We start from the raw sequence: 17,361 nt of genomic DNA, 5'->3' as shown, positions 1-17,361 counted from the left end.
GTGGCCGTTCCTTCGAGCGCCGCGACGACCGCGGCGGCTTCCGCCGGGACGAGCGTGGCGGGCACCGGGGCAGCGACCGTCCGTTCAACCGCGACCGCCGCGACGACCGCCCGGGCTTCCGCTCCGGCGGCCACGAGCGCCCCTACGGCCGTCGTGACGACCATCGTGGCACCGGCTCCTTCGGCCGCCGCGAGGACAAGCCGCGCTGGAAGCGCAACGGCTGACGCCGACTGAACAAGGGAAGGGCCCGTACGACTCCGGTCGTGCGGGCCCTTCCGCGTGCGCGGGGTCGCGAGCGGCACCACGGAAACGGCTTTCTCCGCGGCCGCCGAGATCCCCTGTCCGAAGCTGTGCGACGGTTGTAGCATCCCAGGGCTTGGCGTGGCGGATGTGGCCGAGGGGGACGGTGACGAGGCCTGCCGCGGCGCCTTTTCTGACTTCCCTGGGGAGGGACCCTTTGACCCGGCGTTCCCGGATCGCACTCACGCTTGTCAGCCTGGCCGCCCTGGGCGCCGGCTGCCTGACCACCGCGGGCCCGGCGGCCGCGGACACCACCCCGACACCGATCAGCACGGACGGCGTCTGGGGCATCGACTACGCGGGCGGCTTCCTGACCACCGTCGAGAACACCCCCAGCGGCTACCAGTGGGTGGTCGGCCGGCAGATCTCCACCGACGGATCGACGGTGCTGGGCAAGACGTACCGCGGCAACGCCGACGCGTTGGCGGGTGGCTTCCACGTGCAGCGGGTGCCGTGCGACGCCGGCCCGGCGGGCTGTGTGCCGATGCGTTCGTTCGGCAACACGTACCTCGGCGATTTCATGGTCGACGACACCGGCAAGCAGACCGCCCGGATCCTGCTGACCGAGAACTCGCTGAGCGGTACGACGGAGCCGAAGGTCACCGGCGCCCGCTTCATCGACGCCACCGGTCGCTACTACGTCTATCAGGCGTCCTCGACCGGCAAGCAGTACGTCGACGCGGTGGACTCCTACCGCTCCGCCGACGTGCGACTGACCCGGTCCATCACGGCCGCCTCCGTGTGGGGCTCGGCGCTGTGGGCGCCGGGCACCGGCAACGGCGTCGTCACCGCGTACGACCTGGAGCAGAAGAAGACCGTACAGACCGTCTCCACCGGTGCGCCGTGCACGGTCAAGGAGCTTCAGGCCATCGGCCGCTGGCTGTACTGGAACTGCGGGCCGACGGGCGCGGCGGGCGTGTACGACCGTACGGCGAAGAAGAACATCAAGGTTCCCTCCGGACCGGCGCTCATCGGTGACGGCTACCTCGTCCAGCACGACCGGGCGGCCGGGAAGCTGATGCTGACGGACTACCACACCGGTACGGCTGCCGCCCCGCGCACGATCGCCGACCTGCCGGCCGGCACCACCGCGGACCAGCGGCGGCTGAGCTGGACGGTGGACAAGTTCGGCGGTGACATCGCCTACGTCGGCCCCGACAAGGTGATCCGGATCGTGCAGAGCGGGGTGCCGACGCAGCGCCTGACGAAGATCGAGTCGGACCTGGGCGGCGACTCGGTGGACGTGAAGGGCCGCAACGGCGTCCACTACTGGGACAGCATCTGGCAGCTGAACAAGCCGGCCCGCTGGACGTTCACGGTGAAGGACGCCCTGGGGCGCACCCAGCGCACCATCACGGGCCGCGGTGCGCACGTCGAGGTGAACTGGGACCTGAAATCCGACTCGGGCACCTACCTCACCAACGGCCCGAAGACCTGGAGCCTGACGGCCACGGCGGAGGACGGCGGCGGCACGTACACCACGGGCGGTCCGCTCGGGTACCAGGGCGGCCTGCCGGGCTTCCACGACCAGGGGTACTACAGCTACGGCGAGCTGGTCACGCTCAACTCGTCGGGCGGGCTGACCCTGCACTACACCGAGGGCAAGGGCACCTTCGGCTGGAAGCGGTCGGCCTCCGGCTGGCCCGCCGGGACGGTGGCCGTCCCCTTCGGCGACATGGGCAGCGACCGCTGCGCCGAGCTGCTCGTCCGCATGCCGAACGGCGAACTGCGGCGCTACGCGAGCCGGTGCGGCGAGTCGTACACCCCGTCGAACAGCCACACCTCCCTGGGCAGCGGCTGGAACGCGTACAACGTCCTCACCGCTCCCGGTGACCTGACCGGTGACGGCCGTACCGACCTGCTGGCGCGCAAGGCGTCGACCGGGGACGTCTATCTGTTCGCCGACGACGGCGCCGGAAAGCTCAGGAAGGGCGTCAGGATCCGCACCTGGTCGACGTACAAGAAGATCGCCGGTGTCGGTGACCTGAACGGCGACGGCTTCGGGGAGGTGCTGGCGCTGGACAAGGCCGGGACGCTGTGGCGCTACGACGGCACGGGCTCCGGCCAGGTGAAGGAACGGGTGAAGGTCTTCTCGAACTGGGGTGCCTCGTACAACGCGGTCGTCGGGATCGGGGACATCACCGGCGACGGGAAGAACGACCTGGTGGCACGGGACACCGCGGGCAACCTGTACCGCAACGCCGGTGACGGCAAGGGTTCGTTCGCGTCCCGGGTGAAGATCGGCAGCGGCTGGCAGGGCTACAAGGGCGTCTTCTAGCCACACCGGGTCCCGGGTGACGCATGTCACGCCCCCGGTGAGGGAATTGCTGGGGGCATGACAGATGACGCGAGAGCGGGTGGGCCGGGCGGCCTGTCGGACGAGGAACGGCTGGCCCAGCTCGGTTACACCCAGGTGCTGGCCCGCCGCATGTCGGCGTTCTCCAATTACGCCGTCTCCTTCACGATCATCTCGGTGCTGTCCGGCTGCCTCACCCTGTACCTCTTCGGGATGACCACCGGCGGCCCCGCCGTGATCACCTGGGGGTGGGTCGCGGTGGGCCTGATGACCCTGCTCGTCGGCCTGTCGATGGCCGAGATCTGCTCCGCCTACCCGACGTCGGCCGGCCTGTACTTCTGGGCCCACCGTCTCGCGCCCCCGCGCTCGGCGGCGGCCTGGGCCTGGTTCACGGGCTGGTTCAACGTACTGGGCCAGGTGGCGGTGACCGCGGGCATCGACTTCGGCGCGGCCTCCTTCCTGGGCGCCTACCTGAACCTCCAGTTCGACTTCGAGGTGACCCCGGGCCGCACGGTGCTGCTGTTCGCGGCGATCCTGGTGCTGCACGGCCTGCTGAACACCTTCGGCGTCCGCATCGTCGCGTTCCTGAACAGCGTGAGCGTGTGGTGGCACGTTCTCGGCGTCGCGGTGATCGTCGGCGCGCTCGCCCTCGTACCCGACCGCCACCAGTCGGCGTCCTTCGTGTTCACCCACTTCGTCAACGAGACGGGCTGGGGCAGCGGCGCGTACGTGGTCCTGCTCGGTCTGCTGATGGCCCAGTACACCTTCACCGGCTACGACGCCTCCGCCCATATGACGGAGGAGACCCACGACGCGTCCACGGCGGGCCCGAAGGGCATCGTCCGCTCCATCTGGACGTCCTGGATAGCCGGCTTCGTCCTGCTGCTGGGTTTCACCTTCGCGATCCAGTCCTACGACAAGGAACTGACCTCCCCCACCGGCGCCCCGCCCGCCCAGATCCTTCTGGACGCCCTCGGCGCCACGACCGGCAAACTCCTGCTCCTGGTGGTCATCGGCGCCCAGCTCTTCTGCGGCATGGCCTCCGTCACCGCCAACAGCCGCATGATCTACGCCTTCTCGCGGGACGGCGCGCTGCCCTTCTCCCGTGTCTGGCACACCGTCAGCCCGCGCACCCGCACCCCCGTGGCGGCGGTCTGGCTGGCCGCACTGGCCGCCCTCGCCCTGGGCCTGCCCTACCTCATCAACTCGACGGCCTACGCGGCGGTGACCTCGATCGCGGTCATCGGCCTCTACATCGCATACGTCATCCCGACCTTCCTGCGGGTCCGCAAGGGCGCCGCCTTCGAGCGCGGGCCATGGCACCTGGGCCGCTGGTCGGGGCCGATCGGCGTCGTCTCGGTCGGCTGGGTCGCCGTGATCACGATCCTCTTCATGCTCCCCCAGGTGTCCCCGGTCACCTGGAAGACCTTCAACTACGCCCCGGTCGCCGTCCTGGTGGTCCTGGGCTTCGCCGCTACCTGGTGGCTGGCCTCGGCCCGCCACTGGTTCCTCAACCGCACCCCCGCCCCCGCCCCGCACCCCGCCGAAAAGTGACCAACGCCCCGCTCCGTACCCGCCGACGCGGCCGGGTATCCGATACCCGATCGGAGACCCGGCCTCGTCCGGCTATGCTCAGACAGGCAACATCGCCTGGGCCCTTAGCTCAATTGGCAGAGCAGTGGACTTTTAATCCATTGGTTGTGGGTTCGAGTCCCACAGGGCCTACGGTCCGCAGGCGGGCTCCACGCCCTCTGACCTGCTACGCAGCGCTCGGGTCGGCTTCGGTCGGCTCGGGCGCTGCCGCGTTTGCGCCGCCCTCGCGTGCGCGATGCGCCGGCGGGAGCGGACGTGCTCGCCGGGATGAGTGCGTCCGGCACGGCGGTTCTCGTCGCCGACGACGTACCGTGGAAGTACCGAGGGCATCGCGTACTCCGGCCGTCACGCCGGGTCGTCCTCGGCGAGGGACGAGCCCCGGGCCGCCCGAGCGGACGGTGCGGAGACGGGTCGGCGTCATGTCTGCCGCGATCACAGCAACTCCGCCACCGCGCCCGGTCGTTCCGCTCCGCTGCCGTAGGGCGGTGTGACGGCCGTGCGACGGCTCGACATCCACCGGCGTGACCGGGGCGAGCGGGCCCTCGTCACGCTGGCCGGGGAGATCGGTCCGGCCACCGTGCCGCTGCTGCGGGCCGCGCTGGAGCAGTGCCTGCGCGACGGCGTCAGCGCCATCGACGTCGATCTGACCACCGTCGGCTCCTGCGACGCCGGAGGCCTGGAGGTGCTCCGGACGGTGTCGCAGCGCGCCGACCGGGTGCACGCCTCGTTGCGGCTGCACCATCCGTGCGCGCAGATCACCCGGCTCCTCACCGTCACCGGCTCCACCCCCCTGCTCCTCGCGGCCCCGGCCCGTCCGGTGACACCGGTCCTGCTCCACGACCTGCTGGAGACGGCTGCGCCGGGTCCCACGGGTCCGTCGGGCGACGCGACGCGGACGTCCGGTGACCGTGCCCGTGTGCCGGTCGTCAAGGACGGGATCCGCCTGCGCCGGCTGAGTCGATGGCAGGCGGAGGGGATGAGCGAGGACCTCGCCGACCTGGCCGCGGCGTCCGTCGCGGGCACCTGCCACGAGGCGTGCCAGGAGCGGGGGCACTTCCTGCGGCGGCTGGCCGCCAGCACCCGGCGGCCCGGCTTCGCACTGGTGGTCGCCGAGACGACAGGTCTGGTCGGATGCGCTTTCGGCTTCCCGATCAGCCCCGTCTCCCGGTCCGACCGAGCGCTGCGCGAGAGCGTCGAACGGCTCACCGGCTGTGCCCGGTTCCTGCTGCTCACCCAGGTCGTGGCGCATCCGCACGCCCAGTGCCGCGACATCGCCCGCCGTCTGCAGCAGCGTCTGCTGGCCGACCGGCACGCCGCACTCGCGGTCGCCCTGCTCCATCCCGCCGACCAGGCCGGACAAGCCGCTTTCGAGTCCTGGGGCTGGCGGAACTACGGGGAGATGGTCGGGCTGCCCGGCCAGGGTGCTCCCTGTGTACTGGCCCTGTCCGGGGAAGGCGGACTCCCGGTCCCCCGGCCTCGGGCCGTCGGCCGAGGCCGGGCGTAGCCTGGGAGGCACCGAGAGCATGTCGGGCGCACGATCACGGTGGCGCCGTTCCCGGCGAGTGTCGAACGAGGGTGGTCCGAGGCCGCCCGGGACGGGATCGCACCATGGACTCCCTCACGCCGCCCGCCGGAGGCACGTCACCGGGTGACGCGCACACCTACAGCATGCCGCTGTCGCGGCTGAGCCTCACGCCGCAGGCGAGCCACGGCCCGCTGGACGGAGCGTGGTGGCCGCGTTGTGCCTCCCTGGAACTGGAGTTGCCCGCGCTCGTGGGCTCGTTGGACCCCGGCCGCGGCACGGTCACCCGCGTCACGGTGGGCGGGGCGGCCTGGCGTGATGCCCCACGGACGGTGTCGGCGCCCGACCATGTGATCGAGGTCGTCCTGAGCGACGTCGCCGACGAGGCGCATGCCATCACCCTGGACTGCGGCACCGTGGGGCGTTGGGAGTTGCTGGTCATCCCGCCCGACGAGCCGGCCGCAGCGGCCGGGCGACTGCTGTCCGCCGCCGCCGACCCCTGGAACCCGCTGTCCGCTGAGCGCGTCCTGGCACGCGTCGAGGACGACGCCGGCCAGGACGGCGCCGGGGAGCGGAACGGCCCCTGACGGAGCCGACGAACAGGGCAGCCCTCTCGCCGGCCGAGACCGCCGCCTGTGTCCGGGTGGGCTGGTGCCGCTGATCTGGCCGCCGGGTGGGCTAATGCCGCTGATCCGGCCGGGGTGGGGTGGTGCGGGCCGGCTTCGCCGCCGGCATCCGCCGCGGGGCGGGGCGGCCCGTCACCGTCGGTCCTGCCGCTGCGATGGTTCGGCCGTCGGTCCCGCGACGATGGTCCGGCCGTCGGCCTGCCGCTGCGATGGCCCGGTCGTCGGTCCTGCCGCTGCGATGGTCCGGCCGTCGGCCTGCCGCTGCGATGGCCCGGTCGTCGGTCCTGCCGCTGCGATGGTCCGGCCGTCGGTCCCGCGACGATGGTCCGACCGTCGGCCTGCCGCTGCGATGTGGTCCGGCCGTCAGCCCGTCGGCGTCTGGCCGCCTCCCGTGTCGATGAGGATCTGCTCGGCGGGGCTGACGTTGCCGGCCAGGACGGCCTGGGCCATCGCCGCGTGGGCGGCTTCGGGTGTCGCGTCCGGCGGGATCACCAGCAGCGAGAAGTGGTCCTGGTCGCCCCGGGTGACCAGGACGGTGTCGTCACCCACCGGAAAGGAGTCCACGTGCACCACCCGGTCGTCGACGACGATCCGCGTCGGCAGCTCCTCCCAGGCCGTGGCGTCCAGCCCGACCCGGGTCAGGGGGCCCAGGTGCTCGGTGAGGGCGCTGAGCAGTGCGGGCAACTCGGCACCGATGTCCCGCGACCGCGGCCACCACGCCCCGTCGAGGATGCCCTCGCGCGATGCCGTCGTCTCCAGCCGGAGCAGTGCGCAGCCCGGCCGCACGGCGTGGTGCACCCCGCTCGGCAGGCGCTGGGAAGCAGGGGATGTGTCGGAGTCGGTCATGGGGGACCACCCGTTCGAGATCCGGCGCGAGCACGGGATTCGCCTCGCCCCTGACCACGGTACTCCGGGTCCCGACCCGCACCGGCGGATCGGAGCTCGCCGCCGGGTCCCTGTCGTCGCTGTTATCGCTGGCCGGAATAGACGACGACCACGTGGAAGCCGCGGTCCGCCAGCGTCCCCGCCGAGTTGAACGTCTGGATGTACAGGCAGTTGTCCGTGCCCGCCCGGCCCACCACGGTGATCTCCCCGGGTGCGGACGCGCCGGAGTTGCCGGGAAATCCGATGCTGGCGACATACGTGCCGTTGGTGATCGGAACAGCGAAGCAGACCTGGTAGGTGCCGACGGGGTGTTCGACCCTGGTCGCCGAGGTGGCACCGAAGCTCTGCCCGGGAACGAGGGTTCCGTCCGCCCTCACGACGGCCCGCACGATCCGCTCGTCCCTGTTCTGATCGTTCTCGCTCAATCCCTTGGCGGCTGTGTGCGAGGCTGCCGAGTTCGTCGTGTTCGGCGGGACCGGTGCTGCTGCGCCGGTTGCGTCGGCGGCTGCGGGTGAGGCAATGAGAAACCCGGCGATCACGGATCCGGCCACTGCCGAAAGTCCCCTGGCGGCGCTGATTCCGAATTTCATGCTTGCTCCCTTGTCTGTGAGGGTCGCAATCAGCAGTTCCATGGGCGCCGCATGCGGGTTCGCGTTCGATTCGCGCTGTCACCCGTGCGGACCACCGAAATACGCCGAACGGGACAGGCTCGGCCCGACGGCCCGGACGATCGCCGCTTGCACGGGCGCTTCGGCGGCTTCCGCCTGAACCGGGCGACCGGGGGCGCCGTCCCGGTGCGACGCGGGCAGCGGTACGGAGGGCGCGGCTGACGCGCATCTCAGCAGGACGTGGGCCTCGTCGCGTCAGGAGGAGGCGGGGCCCGTCACGATCCGTTCGACCGCGGCCGTGACCAGTTCGTCCCGCTCCGCCTCGTTGAGGACGTCCGGCAGCGTGAGCTGTTCGACGATCAGCCAGTTCAGGGCGAGGTAGAGCAGTTTGACGGCCATGGCGTCACCGGGCAGGCCGGAGGCCTCGTGGTAGGCGATGTTGGCGTCGAGGTCGGTGCGGACCCGCTCGGTGAGGACCGCGCGCAGTTCCGGGCGGCGGGTGGCCTCCAGGCGGAGTTCCAGCAGCGCGAGGTAGCCGGTGCGGAAGGAGGCGACACGACCGACGAGTTCGCGCATCAGCCGCGCGTACGTCTCCCCGTCGCGGTCGGCCGTCCGCTGGCGGGCGAGGGTGGCCTCGTCGGGCTGGAGCCGCTCGTAGACGCGGGCGCCGGCCTGGGTGAGCAGGTCGTCGCGGCTGGAGAAGTAGTTGGACGCCGTACCGAGGGGCACGGCGGCCGCGGCGTCCACCGCCCGGAAGGTCAGCCCCCGGGCGCCCTCCCCGGCCAGTACCTCGATCGCGGCGTCGACGAGCGCGGCGCGCCGCTGGTCGTTCCGTCTCACCATGGGCCTCGACTCCCGACGCGCTCGCACTGGGCATCACCACTTCGGGCAGAGTACTGCATGCGAAGTTGTCAGCCGCGCGGTCCCGTACGGCGGTTCACCGGCCCCCGGCGGTGTTCGTCACGTCGCCCCGTAGGCCCGCAGGAACGCCGCAACTCCGCCCCTGACCAGGCGGTCCGTCTCCGCGGGCGGGAGGGGGAGGACGCCGTAGTGCGTGGACTGGACGATCGCGTGGGAGGTCAGGGCCGAGAAGTGGGCGGCCGCGAGGGCCGCGTCGCCGTGGAGGTCGAGCAGACCCGCGTCCGCGAGGTGTGTCATCGCCCCGGCGAGGGCCCGGCCGACAGGTTCCGGGCCCGCTTCGTGCCAGGCCTCGAGGACCTCCGGGGGTACGTGGTCGGCCTCGGCGTGGATGTGGCGGACCAGTGCGAAGTGGTTCCGGTAGTCGCTCATGAGGCCGACGAAGGCGCGGGCCAGGGCGACCAGGTCGCGTTCGAGGTCGTCGGGCCTTGGCGGGCGCTCGGGGTCCAGCATGGCGCGCAGCAGGGCCAGTTGGGCGTCGCGGACGTCGCTCGACGTCCAGGTCACGACGGTCTGGAAGAGCTGCGCCTTGCCGCCGGGGAAGTGGTTGTAGAGGGTGCGCGTGGAGACGCCGGCCTCGGCGGCGAGCGCGTCGACCGATGCGCGCGTGTAGCCCTCGCGGCCGAAGAGCGTGCAGGACGCGCTCGCGATGGCCATCCGCTTCTCCAGCTTGCGCGGTGAGACCTCGCGCCGCGCCTGTTCCAGCCGGGACTCGTTCGTTTCGCCCACGCCCACCTCCTTGGTGACCTGCCACTCTAGCCGATCTACAACGACCGTTGTAATTTTTACAACGAGCGTTGTACTTTGCTGGAGAGGCGGCCGCAGAAGCGGCCCGCCCGTCACGAGATGGGGGACACCCGTGTCTGCTGCCGCGTCCACTGCTCCGGTCACCGATCCCCGGCCCGGGTCCGCCGGCCCCGAGAACCGTCCGCTCCGCCTCGCCGTCGTCGTCGGCAGCGTGCGGGAGGGACGGCAGGGCCGGGCCGTCGCCGACTGGTTCCTCACCACCGCCGCCGGCGAGGCGGGTCCCGACCTCGATGTGATCGATCTGGCCGAGGTGGATCTGCCGCTGGTGCTGCCCGGCTGGGGCGGCACGCCGAGTCCCGAGACCGGCGCCGTGTTGCGGGGCGTCTCGCCGCGGCTCGCCGCCGCCGACGCGTTCGTCTTCGTGACGCCCGAGTACAACCACAGCTTCCCGGCGGCCCTGAAGAACTTCATCGACTGGCACCACGCCGAGTGGCGGGCCAAGCCGGTCGGTTTCGTGTCGTACGGCGGTCTCGGCGGCGGGCTGCGCGCGGTCGAGCAACTCCGCCTGGTCTTCGCCGAACTGCACGCCGTGACGGTGCGCGATTCGGTCAGCCTGCATGGGCCCTGGTCCGGCCTGGGCCCGGACGGCGCCCCGCGCGACGCGGCCGTGTGCGCCGGAGCCGCCAAGGGCATGCTCGGCCAACTCGACTGGTGGGGACGGACCTTGCGAACCGCCCGCGCCGAGCGCCCCTACGCGGGCTGAGGGGGAGCGGGACGATGAGCACCCGCCCGGCCCGCCCCGGCGTGGCCACCGGACGGATCGAGTCCAGCCGGGCCGGGGCCGGCTCGCCCGCACCCGGCTCCCTCTACCGCGTCGTCACCGTCGTCGTCCTCGGCAGCGGCATGGCGGTGCTCGACATGACGATCGTCAACGTGGCGCTGCGCCGCCTCTCGGAGTCCTTCGGCGCCCCGCTGGAGACCGTCCAGTGGACGGCCACCGCCTACACGCTGGCGCTCGCCGCCGTCATCCCGATCGCCGCCTGGGCGATGGACCGCATCGGCGCCAAGCGCACGTACGTCATCGCCCTCGTCCTGTTCACGCTGGGCTCCCTGCTCGCCGCCTGCGCGTGGGACGCCGGCAGCCTCATCGCCTTCCGCGTGGTGCAGGGGCTGGGCGGCGGGTTGCTGCAGCCGGTCGGCATGGCGATGGGCATGCGGGTCGCCGACCGGGCACGGCTCGGCCGGGCGATGGGCCTGCTGGGACTGCCCATCCTGGTGGGCCCGGTCGCCGGCCCGGTGCTCGGCGGCCGGCTGGTCGACGTCGCCTCCTGGCACTGGATCTTCCTGATCAACCTGCCCGTCGGTGCCCTGGCCCTGCTGCTCGCCGTCCGGCTCCTGCCCGAGGACGCCCCGGACGCCCGTGGCACGGACCTGCCCCGGCTGGACGTCCCCGGCCTGCTGATGCTCTCGCCCGGTCTCGCCCTGGTCCTCTACGGCCTGGCGCGCGGCGGCGAACGCGGCGAGTTCACCGCACCCGGGGCCCTCGTGCCCACGCTCACCGGTGCCGCCCTCACCGTGGCCTTCGTACGGCGGGCGCTCACCGTCCGCGCGCCGCTGCTGGACCTGCGGCTGCTGCGGGACCGTACCTTCGGCGCGGCCGTCCGCACCCTCGCCCCGTTCACCTGCGGCTACTTCGGCGCGGCGTTGCTCGGGCCGCTGTACTGGCAGCAGGAGCGGGGGATGAGCGCGACGACGGCCGGGCTGCTCGGGGCGCCCATCGGGCTCGTGGTCGGTACGACGATGCAGATCGCGGCGCGGCGGATCGACCGGGTGGCACCGCGCCGGCTGATCCCGGCCGGGTGTGCGGTGGCCGCCCTCGGCATGGGCCTGACGGCCTGGCAGACCGGTACCGCGGACGTGGCGCCCTGGCGGATCGTCGCCGCGGGCATGGTCATGGGCGTCGGTGTCGGCATGACGCTGATGCCGACGATGACCACCGCCACCCGTGACCTGCCCGCGGACCGGCTGGCCGGGGCGAGCACCGCGCTCAGCATCAACGCCCAGTTGGCCGCTTCCGTCGGCACGGCCGCGCTGTCGGTGGTCCTGGGCTGGGCGGGCACGGACCCGGCCGGCTTCCGCGTCGCCTACACCGTGGCCGCGGTCCTGCTCGCCCTGGGGACCGTCTCGGCACTCCGGCTCCCCGCCCACCGCGAGCCCTGAGCCCCGGCGGGCCCCGGCCGGCACCTCGCCACCGGCCGGCGTCCGCCCCGCGCCCGGCCCCCGCTCACCCCGCGCTCAGTTCCGTCAGTTCGTTCAGCTCGGTCAGGGGGAGTGTGTGCTGGGTCTGCAGGACCTTGGCGCGGAGGTAGCGGACGTTGTGGGCCGTGGTGAAGACACCGGTCGGCACCCGGTGCCGGACGACGGTGCCCAGCGCGCGCAACTGCTCCGCCTTGTCGGGGTTGTTGGACAGCAGATCCAGTTCGCCGATGCCGAGGGCGGCGAGCATCTGTGCGGCGGCGGTGTAGTCGCGGCCGTCCTCCGGGAGGCCGAGGGCGGCGTTCGCCTCGTAGGTGTCGAGGCCCTGGTCCTGGAGGGCGTAGGCGTCGAGCTTGTTGTAGAGGCCGATGCCGCGGCCCTCCTGGCGCAGGTAGAGCAGTACGCCGCCGCGCTCGGCGATGCGCTCGACCGCCTCGCGCAGCTGGGGCCCGCAGTCGCAGCGGGCGGAGCCGAAGACGTCTCCGGTCAGGCACTCGGAGTGCAGCCGCACCAGCGGAACCGGGCCGGGGTCGCCGAGGACGACGGCGACGTGCTCCCGGCCGTCGGCGAGCCCGTGGAAGGTGACGAGTGCCGCGTCGGCGCTGTAGCCGTCGGGGAAGCGCAGCGGTACCCGGACGCGGGCACGCGGGGTGGCGGCGGGGATGTCGGGCATGCGGGTCTCCGGGATCTGTGCCGTAACCATCTGCTTCAGATTTGAAGCAGATGTCCAGGATCGGGACCCTACCTCATGCTTTAAACTTGAAGCAATGGAGACGGGGCGGCGCGCCTCATGAGACCCGCGACGGGCGACTCACTCGGTCGCGGAGCCCGAACACGGTGACGACCGCCGCCGCCACGGCACGTCCTCCGTCGCCGCCCCCGCCTCGTCCTCCCCCTGCAGCCCGCGGGCGATCCCCGTGCAGATCTGCTCCAGCTGCCCCACCTGCTCCGGCGTGAGCCGGTCGAAGAGCGTGGTGCGCACCGTCTCCACGTGCCCCGGTGCCGTGCGCTCCAGCACGGCCATCCCCTCGTCCGTCAGCACCGCCAGGCTGCTGCGCTTGTCCCACCGGCAGTCCTCCCGGCGCACCAGCCCGTCGCGCTCCAGCCGGGTCACCGCGTACGTCAGCCTGCTGCGGGTGATCTTCAGCGTCTCGGCGAGGTCGGTCATGCGCAGCCGCCGGTCGGGCGCCTCGGAGAGGTTGGCCAGCACCGAGTAGAACAGGTGGGGCATGCCGCCCTCCTGCTGGAGCTGCCGGTCGATCGCGTCCTCCAGGAGTCGCGAGGCGGCGATGTAGGCGCGCCAGGCGCGCTGCTCCTCGGGGCTGAGCCAGCGGGTCGTCATATCGCCAGTGTAAGTTTGTTTCAAACTTGAACAAGACTTGGCGGGCCCGCCGGGCCGCCGCGAGGGAGTGCGCCGATGCCCCTGCCGTACGTGCTGCTGTCCGCCGCCGTCTCGCTCGACGGCTTCCTGGACGACACCGGCCCCGAACGGCTCCTGCTGTCCGGCCCGGCCGACTTCGACCGGGTCGACGACGTGCGGGCCTCCGTCGACGCCATCCTCGTCGGCGCCGGCACGATCCGCGCCGACAACCCCCGCCTGCTGGTCAACTCCGCCGACCGCCGCGCCGCCCGGCTGGCGGCGGGCAAGCCCGCGTACCCGCTGAAGGTGACCGTCACCGCCTCCGGTGAACTCGACCCCGGGGCCAACTTCTGGCACACCGGCGGCGAGAAGCTCGTCTACACGACCGACAAGGGCGCCGAACGGGCCGGCCGGCTCCTCGGGAGCAGCGCCGACGTCGTCCCGCTCGGCACCGGAATCGACTGGCGTGCCCTGCTGGAGCACCTGCACGACGTGCGCGGCGTCCGGCGCCTGATGGTCGAGGGCGGCGGCCAGGTGCACAGCCAGCTTCTCCAGCAGGGCCTCGCGGACGAACTCCAGCTGGTCCTCGCCCCCCTGTTCGTCGGCGACCCGGCGGCACCTCGCCTGTTCGGCCCCGGCGTCTACCAGGGCGGCCGGCTGCGTCTGGTCGAGACCCGCCGCATCGAGGACGTCGTCCTCATGCGCTACGAACCCACGGCCCCCGGCACCGGCCCGGCCCCCACCGCCGCCGACCGTCACTGGCTGCGCACCGCCTGCGCACTCGCCGCCCTGTGCCCGCCCTCGGAGACGGCCTTCAGCGTCGGCGCGGTCGTGGTCGCCGCCGACGGCACCGAACTCGCCCGTGGCCACTCCCGGGAGGGCGACGACCCGGTGGTGCACGCGGAGGAGGCCGCGCTGGCGAAGATCGACCGGGCCGATCCCAGGCTGGCCGGTGCCACGGTCTACAGCAGCCTGGAGCCCTGCGCCCGCCGTGCCTCCCGCCCCGCGCCCTGCGCCGAGCTGATCCTGCGGGCCGGGGTGCGCCGGGTGGTCACCGCCTGGCGGGAGCCGGACACCTTCGTCGCGGCGGCCGACGGGACGGCCGTGCTGCGCGACGGGGGAGCCGAGGTGGTCGTACTCCCGGAGTTCGAGGCGCTCGCCAAGGCCCCGAACGCCCACCTGCCGGGCTGAGAGGGCCCCCGGGAACCGGGCCGAGCAGGGCCCGCGGGAAGGCGATGTGCAATCCGTCCTGCGTATGGCGTACAGTAGAGACACAACGACGCGGGGTGGAGCAGCTCGGTAGCTCGCTGGGCTCATAACCCAGAGGTCGCAGGTTCAAATCCTGTCCCCGCTACTGAAGGCTCAGGGCCGGAATCCAGTTCACGGATTCCGGCCCTGAGCGTTTTCCCGGGACACTCACGGGTTCCCGGGATGTCCTGGATTTCTGTCGAGTGGCATACGTCACAGCCGGTCATCCGGTCGGTCCACAGCGGTCGCCCCGCGCCCCCCTGCCCGCAAACCTGGACGTACGTCGGACACGTGGGAGACAAGCGGTGCGCCCTGGTGAGGTGGAGCAGAACACGTACGCCAGGGCGGGTGGCCGGCTCCCCGGCGACCCCGTGCCCGACCCGGGGCTCGGCGACGAGCCGGCACCGGTGCGCGGGACCCGCCGCCCGAGCCCGCGCGCCCTGGCCCGGACCCTCCCCGCCCTCCTCGTCGCCGGCGGCGTCCTCTACGGACTGCTCACCCCCGAGGACTTCACCGCCGTCCCGTTCTTCACCGCCGCCCCGCTGATCGCCGCCCCACTGGCCTCGCTGCGCACCACCGTCCTGACCGGCCTCGTGGCACTCGCCGCCGCCTACGCCGTGCACGCCCGGGCCGGCGCGCACCCGGCCGTGGCCACCGTCACCGACGTGGTCACCGTGGCCACGGTCGCCCTGCTGGCCGTCGCCATCAACCGCGTGGTCCGCCTCGGCGACCGGCGGCTCGCCTCCGCCCGGGAGATCGCCGAGGCCGCCCAGCGGGCCGTCCTGCCCGAGCCCGCCGCGCGCATCGGCGGCTTCGAGATCGCCGCCTGCTACGAGGCGGCACGCCAGGACGCGTTCATCGGCGGCGACCTCTACGCGGTGCAGGACAGCCCGTACGGCGTCCGGCTGGTCGTCGGGGACGTGCGCGGCAAGGGCCTGGGCGCGGTCGCCGCCGTCGCTGTGCTGATCGGGGCGTTCCGGGAGGCGGCCGAGCAGGAACCCACGCTGGAGGCGGTCGCCGAGCGGCTGGAGCGGGCACTGGCCCGCGAGGGCACCCGGCGGGACGGCATCGACGCGTTCGAGGGCTTCACCACCGCCGTCCTCGCCGAACTCCCGCACGGCGACGGCGTCGTACGCATCGTCAACCGCGGCCATCCGGCCCCACTGCTGCTGCACGCCGACGGCACCCTGCGCACCCTGACCGCGCCCGAGCCGGCGCTGCCGCTCGGCATGGCCGACCTCGGCATGTGGCCCGACCGGGCACTGGAGGCCGACTTCCCGAGCGGGGCCACCCTGCTGCTCTACACCGACGGACTGTCCGAGGCCCGGGACGCCCACGGCCGGTTCTACGAACCCGAACGGCGGCTCGCCGGACGCACCTTCCCCGGTCCCGGCGCGCTGCTCGGCCGACTCGCAGAGGAGGTGCGGCGGCACTCCGGCGGCGGGATGACGGACGACATGGCGCTCCTCGCCGTACGGCAGCCCTGAGCGCCCTCACCGAGGGTGACCGGGCGACCGCCGTCCGCATAACATCTGAGTCACCATCAAAACTTCTGTGACTCCTGAACCGCGGCCAACTCGCCCGGTTTGCAGGGGTCCTGACGGGTAAGTCCACGGCCGGAAACGTTAACGATCAAGCCGAACGGCTTGGAAAGTGCCTGGCACGTCTATTAACGTTCGATAACGCAGCGCGGTCGTCCCAGCCGTCACCAGAGGCGGCTCCGTGCGCACGCGCCGAATCCCGCAAGGGAACCGGGGAACCACCACCTTGGGGTGAATCACGCGGACACCGACGTGGACTCGCTGAGTCCACGCCCGGTATACGCGCGTAGGAGACCTTCCTGCTCCGAACCCGTCAGCTAACCCGGTAGGCGGAGGAAGGAAAGGAGTACGCCTGCGTGGCGTCCAACCGGCCTGCCCCAGAAGCCCCGTACATACCGGCACAAGCCGGGACCGAGACCTTCGGTTACGGTTCCTACCGCGCCGAGGAGGGCCCCTGGGAGGAGTGGAACCCCACCGAGGACTCCCTCGCCCCGGTCCGCGGCCGCCACCGCGTCGCCAAGCAGCGCGGCGGATTCGCCCGCAGCTCCACCGTCCTCGGCGTCGGCGTGATCGCCGCGGTCGGCGCGGGCGGCATGGCCAGCGCCAACACCGGCAAGCCGCCGGTCTCCATCTCCCTGCCGGACCTGCCCTCCGTCGGCTCGCTCTTCGAGGACACCTCCTCCCCGGCGCCCGAGGCCACCACCACCGCGCTCAGCGGCGTCGGCGTGACCTCCGCCGACGCCGAGCAGCACGCCGACGCGGGTGAGACCCTGCGCAACCGGATCATGGCCCAGGCCGAGCAGCAGCAGACCAAGGCCGACAGCAAGGCCACCGCCGCCGTGCTCGCCGCCGCCGAGAAGCAGACCGCGGACGCCGCGGCCAAGGCGGAGAAGGAAGCCGCCGCCAAGGCCGCCGCCGCCAAGGAGAAGGCGGAGGCCGACGCCGAGAAGGCCGCCGAGGCCAAGCGGCTGGCCGAGCTGGCCAAGCAGTACGCGCTGCCGACGTCCTCGTACACGCTCACCTCGACGTTCGGCCAGGCCGGCTCGATGTGGTCCTCCGGCTACCACACCGGCCTCGACTTCGCCGCCCCCACGGGCACCCTCATCAAGGCCGTCCACAGCGGCACGATCACCCAGGCCGGCTGGGCCGGCTCCTACGGCTACCGCACGGTCCTCACCCTCGACGACGGCACCGAGGTGTGGTTCTGCCACCAGTCCTCGATCAGCGTCTCCGTGGGCCAGAAGGTCTCCACCGGTGACGTCATCGGCCGCGTCGGCGCCACCGGCAACGTCACCGGCCCGCACCTGCACCTGGAGGTCCACCCGGGCGGCCAGTCCACCGGCATCGACCCGATGGCCTGGCTGCGGGACAAGGGCCTCAACCCCTGACACGCCCCTCAGGGAGCCCGCGGGGGCACCCCTTTGCGTGAACTTGGCGCCGACGGCGGAATGCGATCATCCG

15 protein-coding genes, 2 tRNA genes, 1 pseudogene and 1 riboswitch are annotated in these 17,361 nt (G+C 72.4%); of the genes and pseudogenes, 12 read left to right on the top strand and 6 right to left on the bottom strand.

Annotation, left to right across the window (positions count from 1 at the left end):
- The 6 genes and pseudogenes from ACGFRF_RS37180 to ACGFRF_RS37155 form a co-directional block, all read left to right on the top strand.
- A pseudogene (locus ACGFRF_RS37180) lies at positions 1 to 224 on the top strand (RNA helicase); the annotation flags it as partial.
- Positions 225 to 457: 233 nt separating this feature from the next.
- On the top strand, positions 458 to 2,578 hold the full coding sequence (locus ACGFRF_RS37175) for an FG-GAP repeat domain-containing protein (RefSeq protein ID WP_393747782.1): 2,121 nt from the start codon (positions 458 to 460) through the stop codon (positions 2,576 to 2,578).
- A gap of 57 nt (positions 2,579 to 2,635) precedes the next feature.
- A complete protein-coding gene (locus tag ACGFRF_RS37170) occupies positions 2,636 to 4,150 on the top strand; it encodes an amino acid permease (protein WP_393747780.1) in 1,515 nt (504 codons plus the stop codon).
- Positions 4,151 to 4,248: 98 nt separating this feature from the next.
- A tRNA-Lys gene (locus ACGFRF_RS37165) sits at positions 4,249 to 4,321 on the top strand.
- Between the two features lie 364 nt (positions 4,322 to 4,685).
- Positions 4,686 to 5,693: an STAS domain-containing protein gene (locus ACGFRF_RS37160; protein WP_393747778.1), complete on the top strand. Its 1,008-nt coding sequence runs from the start codon at positions 4,686 to 4,688 to the stop codon at positions 5,691 to 5,693.
- Between the two features lie 104 nt (positions 5,694 to 5,797).
- Positions 5,798 to 6,298 carry a DUF5994 family protein gene (locus tag ACGFRF_RS37155; protein WP_393747777.1) on the top strand — a complete coding sequence of 167 codons (501 nt, stop codon included), beginning with the start codon at positions 5,798 to 5,800 and terminating at the stop codon, positions 6,296 to 6,298.
- Positions 6,299 to 6,700: 402 nt separating this feature from the next.
- Here the strand turns inward: ACGFRF_RS37155 and ACGFRF_RS37150 are convergent, their stop codons facing one another.
- The 4 genes from ACGFRF_RS37150 to ACGFRF_RS37135 all read right to left on the bottom strand — a co-directional run bounded on the left by ACGFRF_RS37150 (position 6,701) and on the right by ACGFRF_RS37135 (position 9,477).
- Positions 6,701 to 7,183 (bottom strand): DUF5994 family protein, encoded by a 483-nt coding sequence (locus tag ACGFRF_RS37150; protein WP_393747775.1) that lies wholly within the window; start codon positions 7,181 to 7,183, stop codon positions 6,701 to 6,703.
- 122 nt (positions 7,184 to 7,305) lie between these two features.
- On the bottom strand, positions 7,306 to 7,854 hold the full coding sequence (locus ACGFRF_RS37145; RefSeq protein WP_393747773.1) for a hypothetical protein: 549 nt from the start codon (positions 7,852 to 7,854) through the stop codon (positions 7,306 to 7,308).
- Positions 7,855 to 8,085: 231 nt separating this feature from the next.
- Positions 8,086 to 8,673 carry a TetR/AcrR family transcriptional regulator gene (locus ACGFRF_RS37140; RefSeq protein WP_393747771.1) on the bottom strand — a complete coding sequence of 196 codons (588 nt, stop codon included), beginning with the start codon at positions 8,671 to 8,673 and terminating at the stop codon, positions 8,086 to 8,088.
- Positions 8,674 to 8,790: 117 nt separating this feature from the next.
- Positions 8,791 to 9,477, bottom strand: coding sequence for a TetR/AcrR family transcriptional regulator (locus ACGFRF_RS37135; RefSeq protein ID WP_393747769.1), 687 nt, complete (start codon positions 9,475 to 9,477; stop codon positions 8,791 to 8,793).
- 130 nt (positions 9,478 to 9,607) lie between these two features.
- On the opposite strand from ACGFRF_RS37135, the gene ACGFRF_RS37130 reads away from it, so the two are divergent.
- Entirely contained in the window at positions 9,608 to 10,258 is a 651-nt protein-coding gene (locus ACGFRF_RS37130; RefSeq protein ID WP_393747767.1) for an NADPH-dependent FMN reductase, read from the top strand.
- A 14-nt stretch (positions 10,259 to 10,272) separates the two neighbouring features.
- Positions 10,273 to 11,715, top strand: coding sequence for a DHA2 family efflux MFS transporter permease subunit (locus ACGFRF_RS37125; RefSeq protein ID WP_393747765.1), 1,443 nt, complete (start codon positions 10,273 to 10,275; stop codon positions 11,713 to 11,715).
- 64 nt (positions 11,716 to 11,779) lie between these two features.
- Here ACGFRF_RS37125 and ribA read toward each other — a convergent pair whose 3' ends face one another.
- Positions 11,780 to 12,424, bottom strand: coding sequence for a GTP cyclohydrolase II (ribA, locus tag ACGFRF_RS37120; protein ID WP_393747865.1), 645 nt, complete (start codon positions 12,422 to 12,424; stop codon positions 11,780 to 11,782).
- 138 nt (positions 12,425 to 12,562) lie between these two features.
- Positions 12,563 to 13,093, bottom strand: coding sequence for a MarR family winged helix-turn-helix transcriptional regulator (locus ACGFRF_RS37115; protein ID WP_393747763.1), 531 nt, complete (start codon positions 13,091 to 13,093; stop codon positions 12,563 to 12,565).
- 75 nt (positions 13,094 to 13,168) lie between these two features.
- On the opposite strand from ACGFRF_RS37115, the gene ACGFRF_RS37110 reads away from it, so the two are divergent.
- The 4 genes from ACGFRF_RS37110 to ACGFRF_RS37095 all read left to right on the top strand — a co-directional run bounded on the left by ACGFRF_RS37110 (position 13,169) and on the right by ACGFRF_RS37095 (position 17,288).
- Positions 13,169 to 14,302: a dihydrofolate reductase family protein gene (locus tag ACGFRF_RS37110; RefSeq protein WP_393747761.1), complete on the top strand. Its 1,134-nt coding sequence runs from the start codon at positions 13,169 to 13,171 to the stop codon at positions 14,300 to 14,302.
- Between the two features lie 89 nt (positions 14,303 to 14,391).
- Positions 14,392 to 14,465, top strand: a tRNA-Met gene (locus ACGFRF_RS37105).
- A 199-nt stretch (positions 14,466 to 14,664) separates the two neighbouring features.
- Entirely contained in the window at positions 14,665 to 15,846 is a 1,182-nt protein-coding gene (locus ACGFRF_RS37100) for a PP2C family protein-serine/threonine phosphatase (protein ID WP_393747759.1), read from the top strand.
- Between the two features lie 234 nt (positions 15,847 to 16,080).
- Positions 16,081 to 16,249, top strand: a riboswitch (cyclic di-AMP (ydaO/yuaA leader).
- 7 nt (positions 16,250 to 16,256) lie between these two features.
- A complete protein-coding gene (locus tag ACGFRF_RS37095; protein ID WP_393747757.1) occupies positions 16,257 to 17,288 on the top strand; it encodes a M23 family metallopeptidase in 1,032 nt (343 codons plus the stop codon).
- Positions 17,289 to 17,361 lie beyond the last annotated feature (73 nt).

It is taken from the genome of Streptomyces sp. NPDC048521, from assembly GCF_043199855.1.
Lineage (GTDB): Bacteria > Actinomycetota > Actinomycetes > Streptomycetales > Streptomycetaceae > Streptomyces.
Note: the sequence above shows the minus strand (reverse complement) of the source record. Positions and strands in the feature narration are given on the sequence as shown.

Excerpts from the sequence above, each read along its gene's own strand:
- ACGFRF_RS37115 (WP_393747763.1), bottom strand. The coding sequence starts at position 13,093 with ATGACGACCCGCTGGCTCAGCCCCGAGGAGCAGCGCGCCTGGCGCGCC.
- ACGFRF_RS37140 (WP_393747771.1), bottom strand. The coding sequence starts at position 8,673 with ATGGTGAGACGGAACGACCAGCGGCGCGCCGCGCTCGTCGACGCCGCG.
- ACGFRF_RS37155 (WP_393747777.1), top strand. The coding sequence starts at position 5,798 with ATGGACTCCCTCACGCCGCCCGCCGGAGGCACGTCACCGGGTGACGCG.
- ACGFRF_RS37145 (WP_393747773.1), bottom strand. The coding sequence starts at position 7,854 with ATGGAACTGCTGATTGCGACCCTCACAGACAAGGGAGCAAGCATGAAA.
- ACGFRF_RS37110 (WP_393747761.1), top strand. The coding sequence starts at position 13,169 with ATGCCCCTGCCGTACGTGCTGCTGTCCGCCGCCGTCTCGCTCGACGGC.
- ACGFRF_RS37150 (WP_393747775.1), bottom strand. The coding sequence starts at position 7,183 with ATGACCGACTCCGACACATCCCCTGCTTCCCAGCGCCTGCCGAGCGGG.
- ribA (WP_393747865.1), bottom strand. The coding sequence starts at position 12,424 with ATGCCCGACATCCCCGCCGCCACCCCGCGTGCCCGCGTCCGGGTACCG.
- ACGFRF_RS37170 (WP_393747780.1), top strand. The coding sequence starts at position 2,636 with ATGACAGATGACGCGAGAGCGGGTGGGCCGGGCGGCCTGTCGGACGAG.
- ACGFRF_RS37125 (WP_393747765.1), top strand. The coding sequence starts at position 10,273 with ATGAGCACCCGCCCGGCCCGCCCCGGCGTGGCCACCGGACGGATCGAG.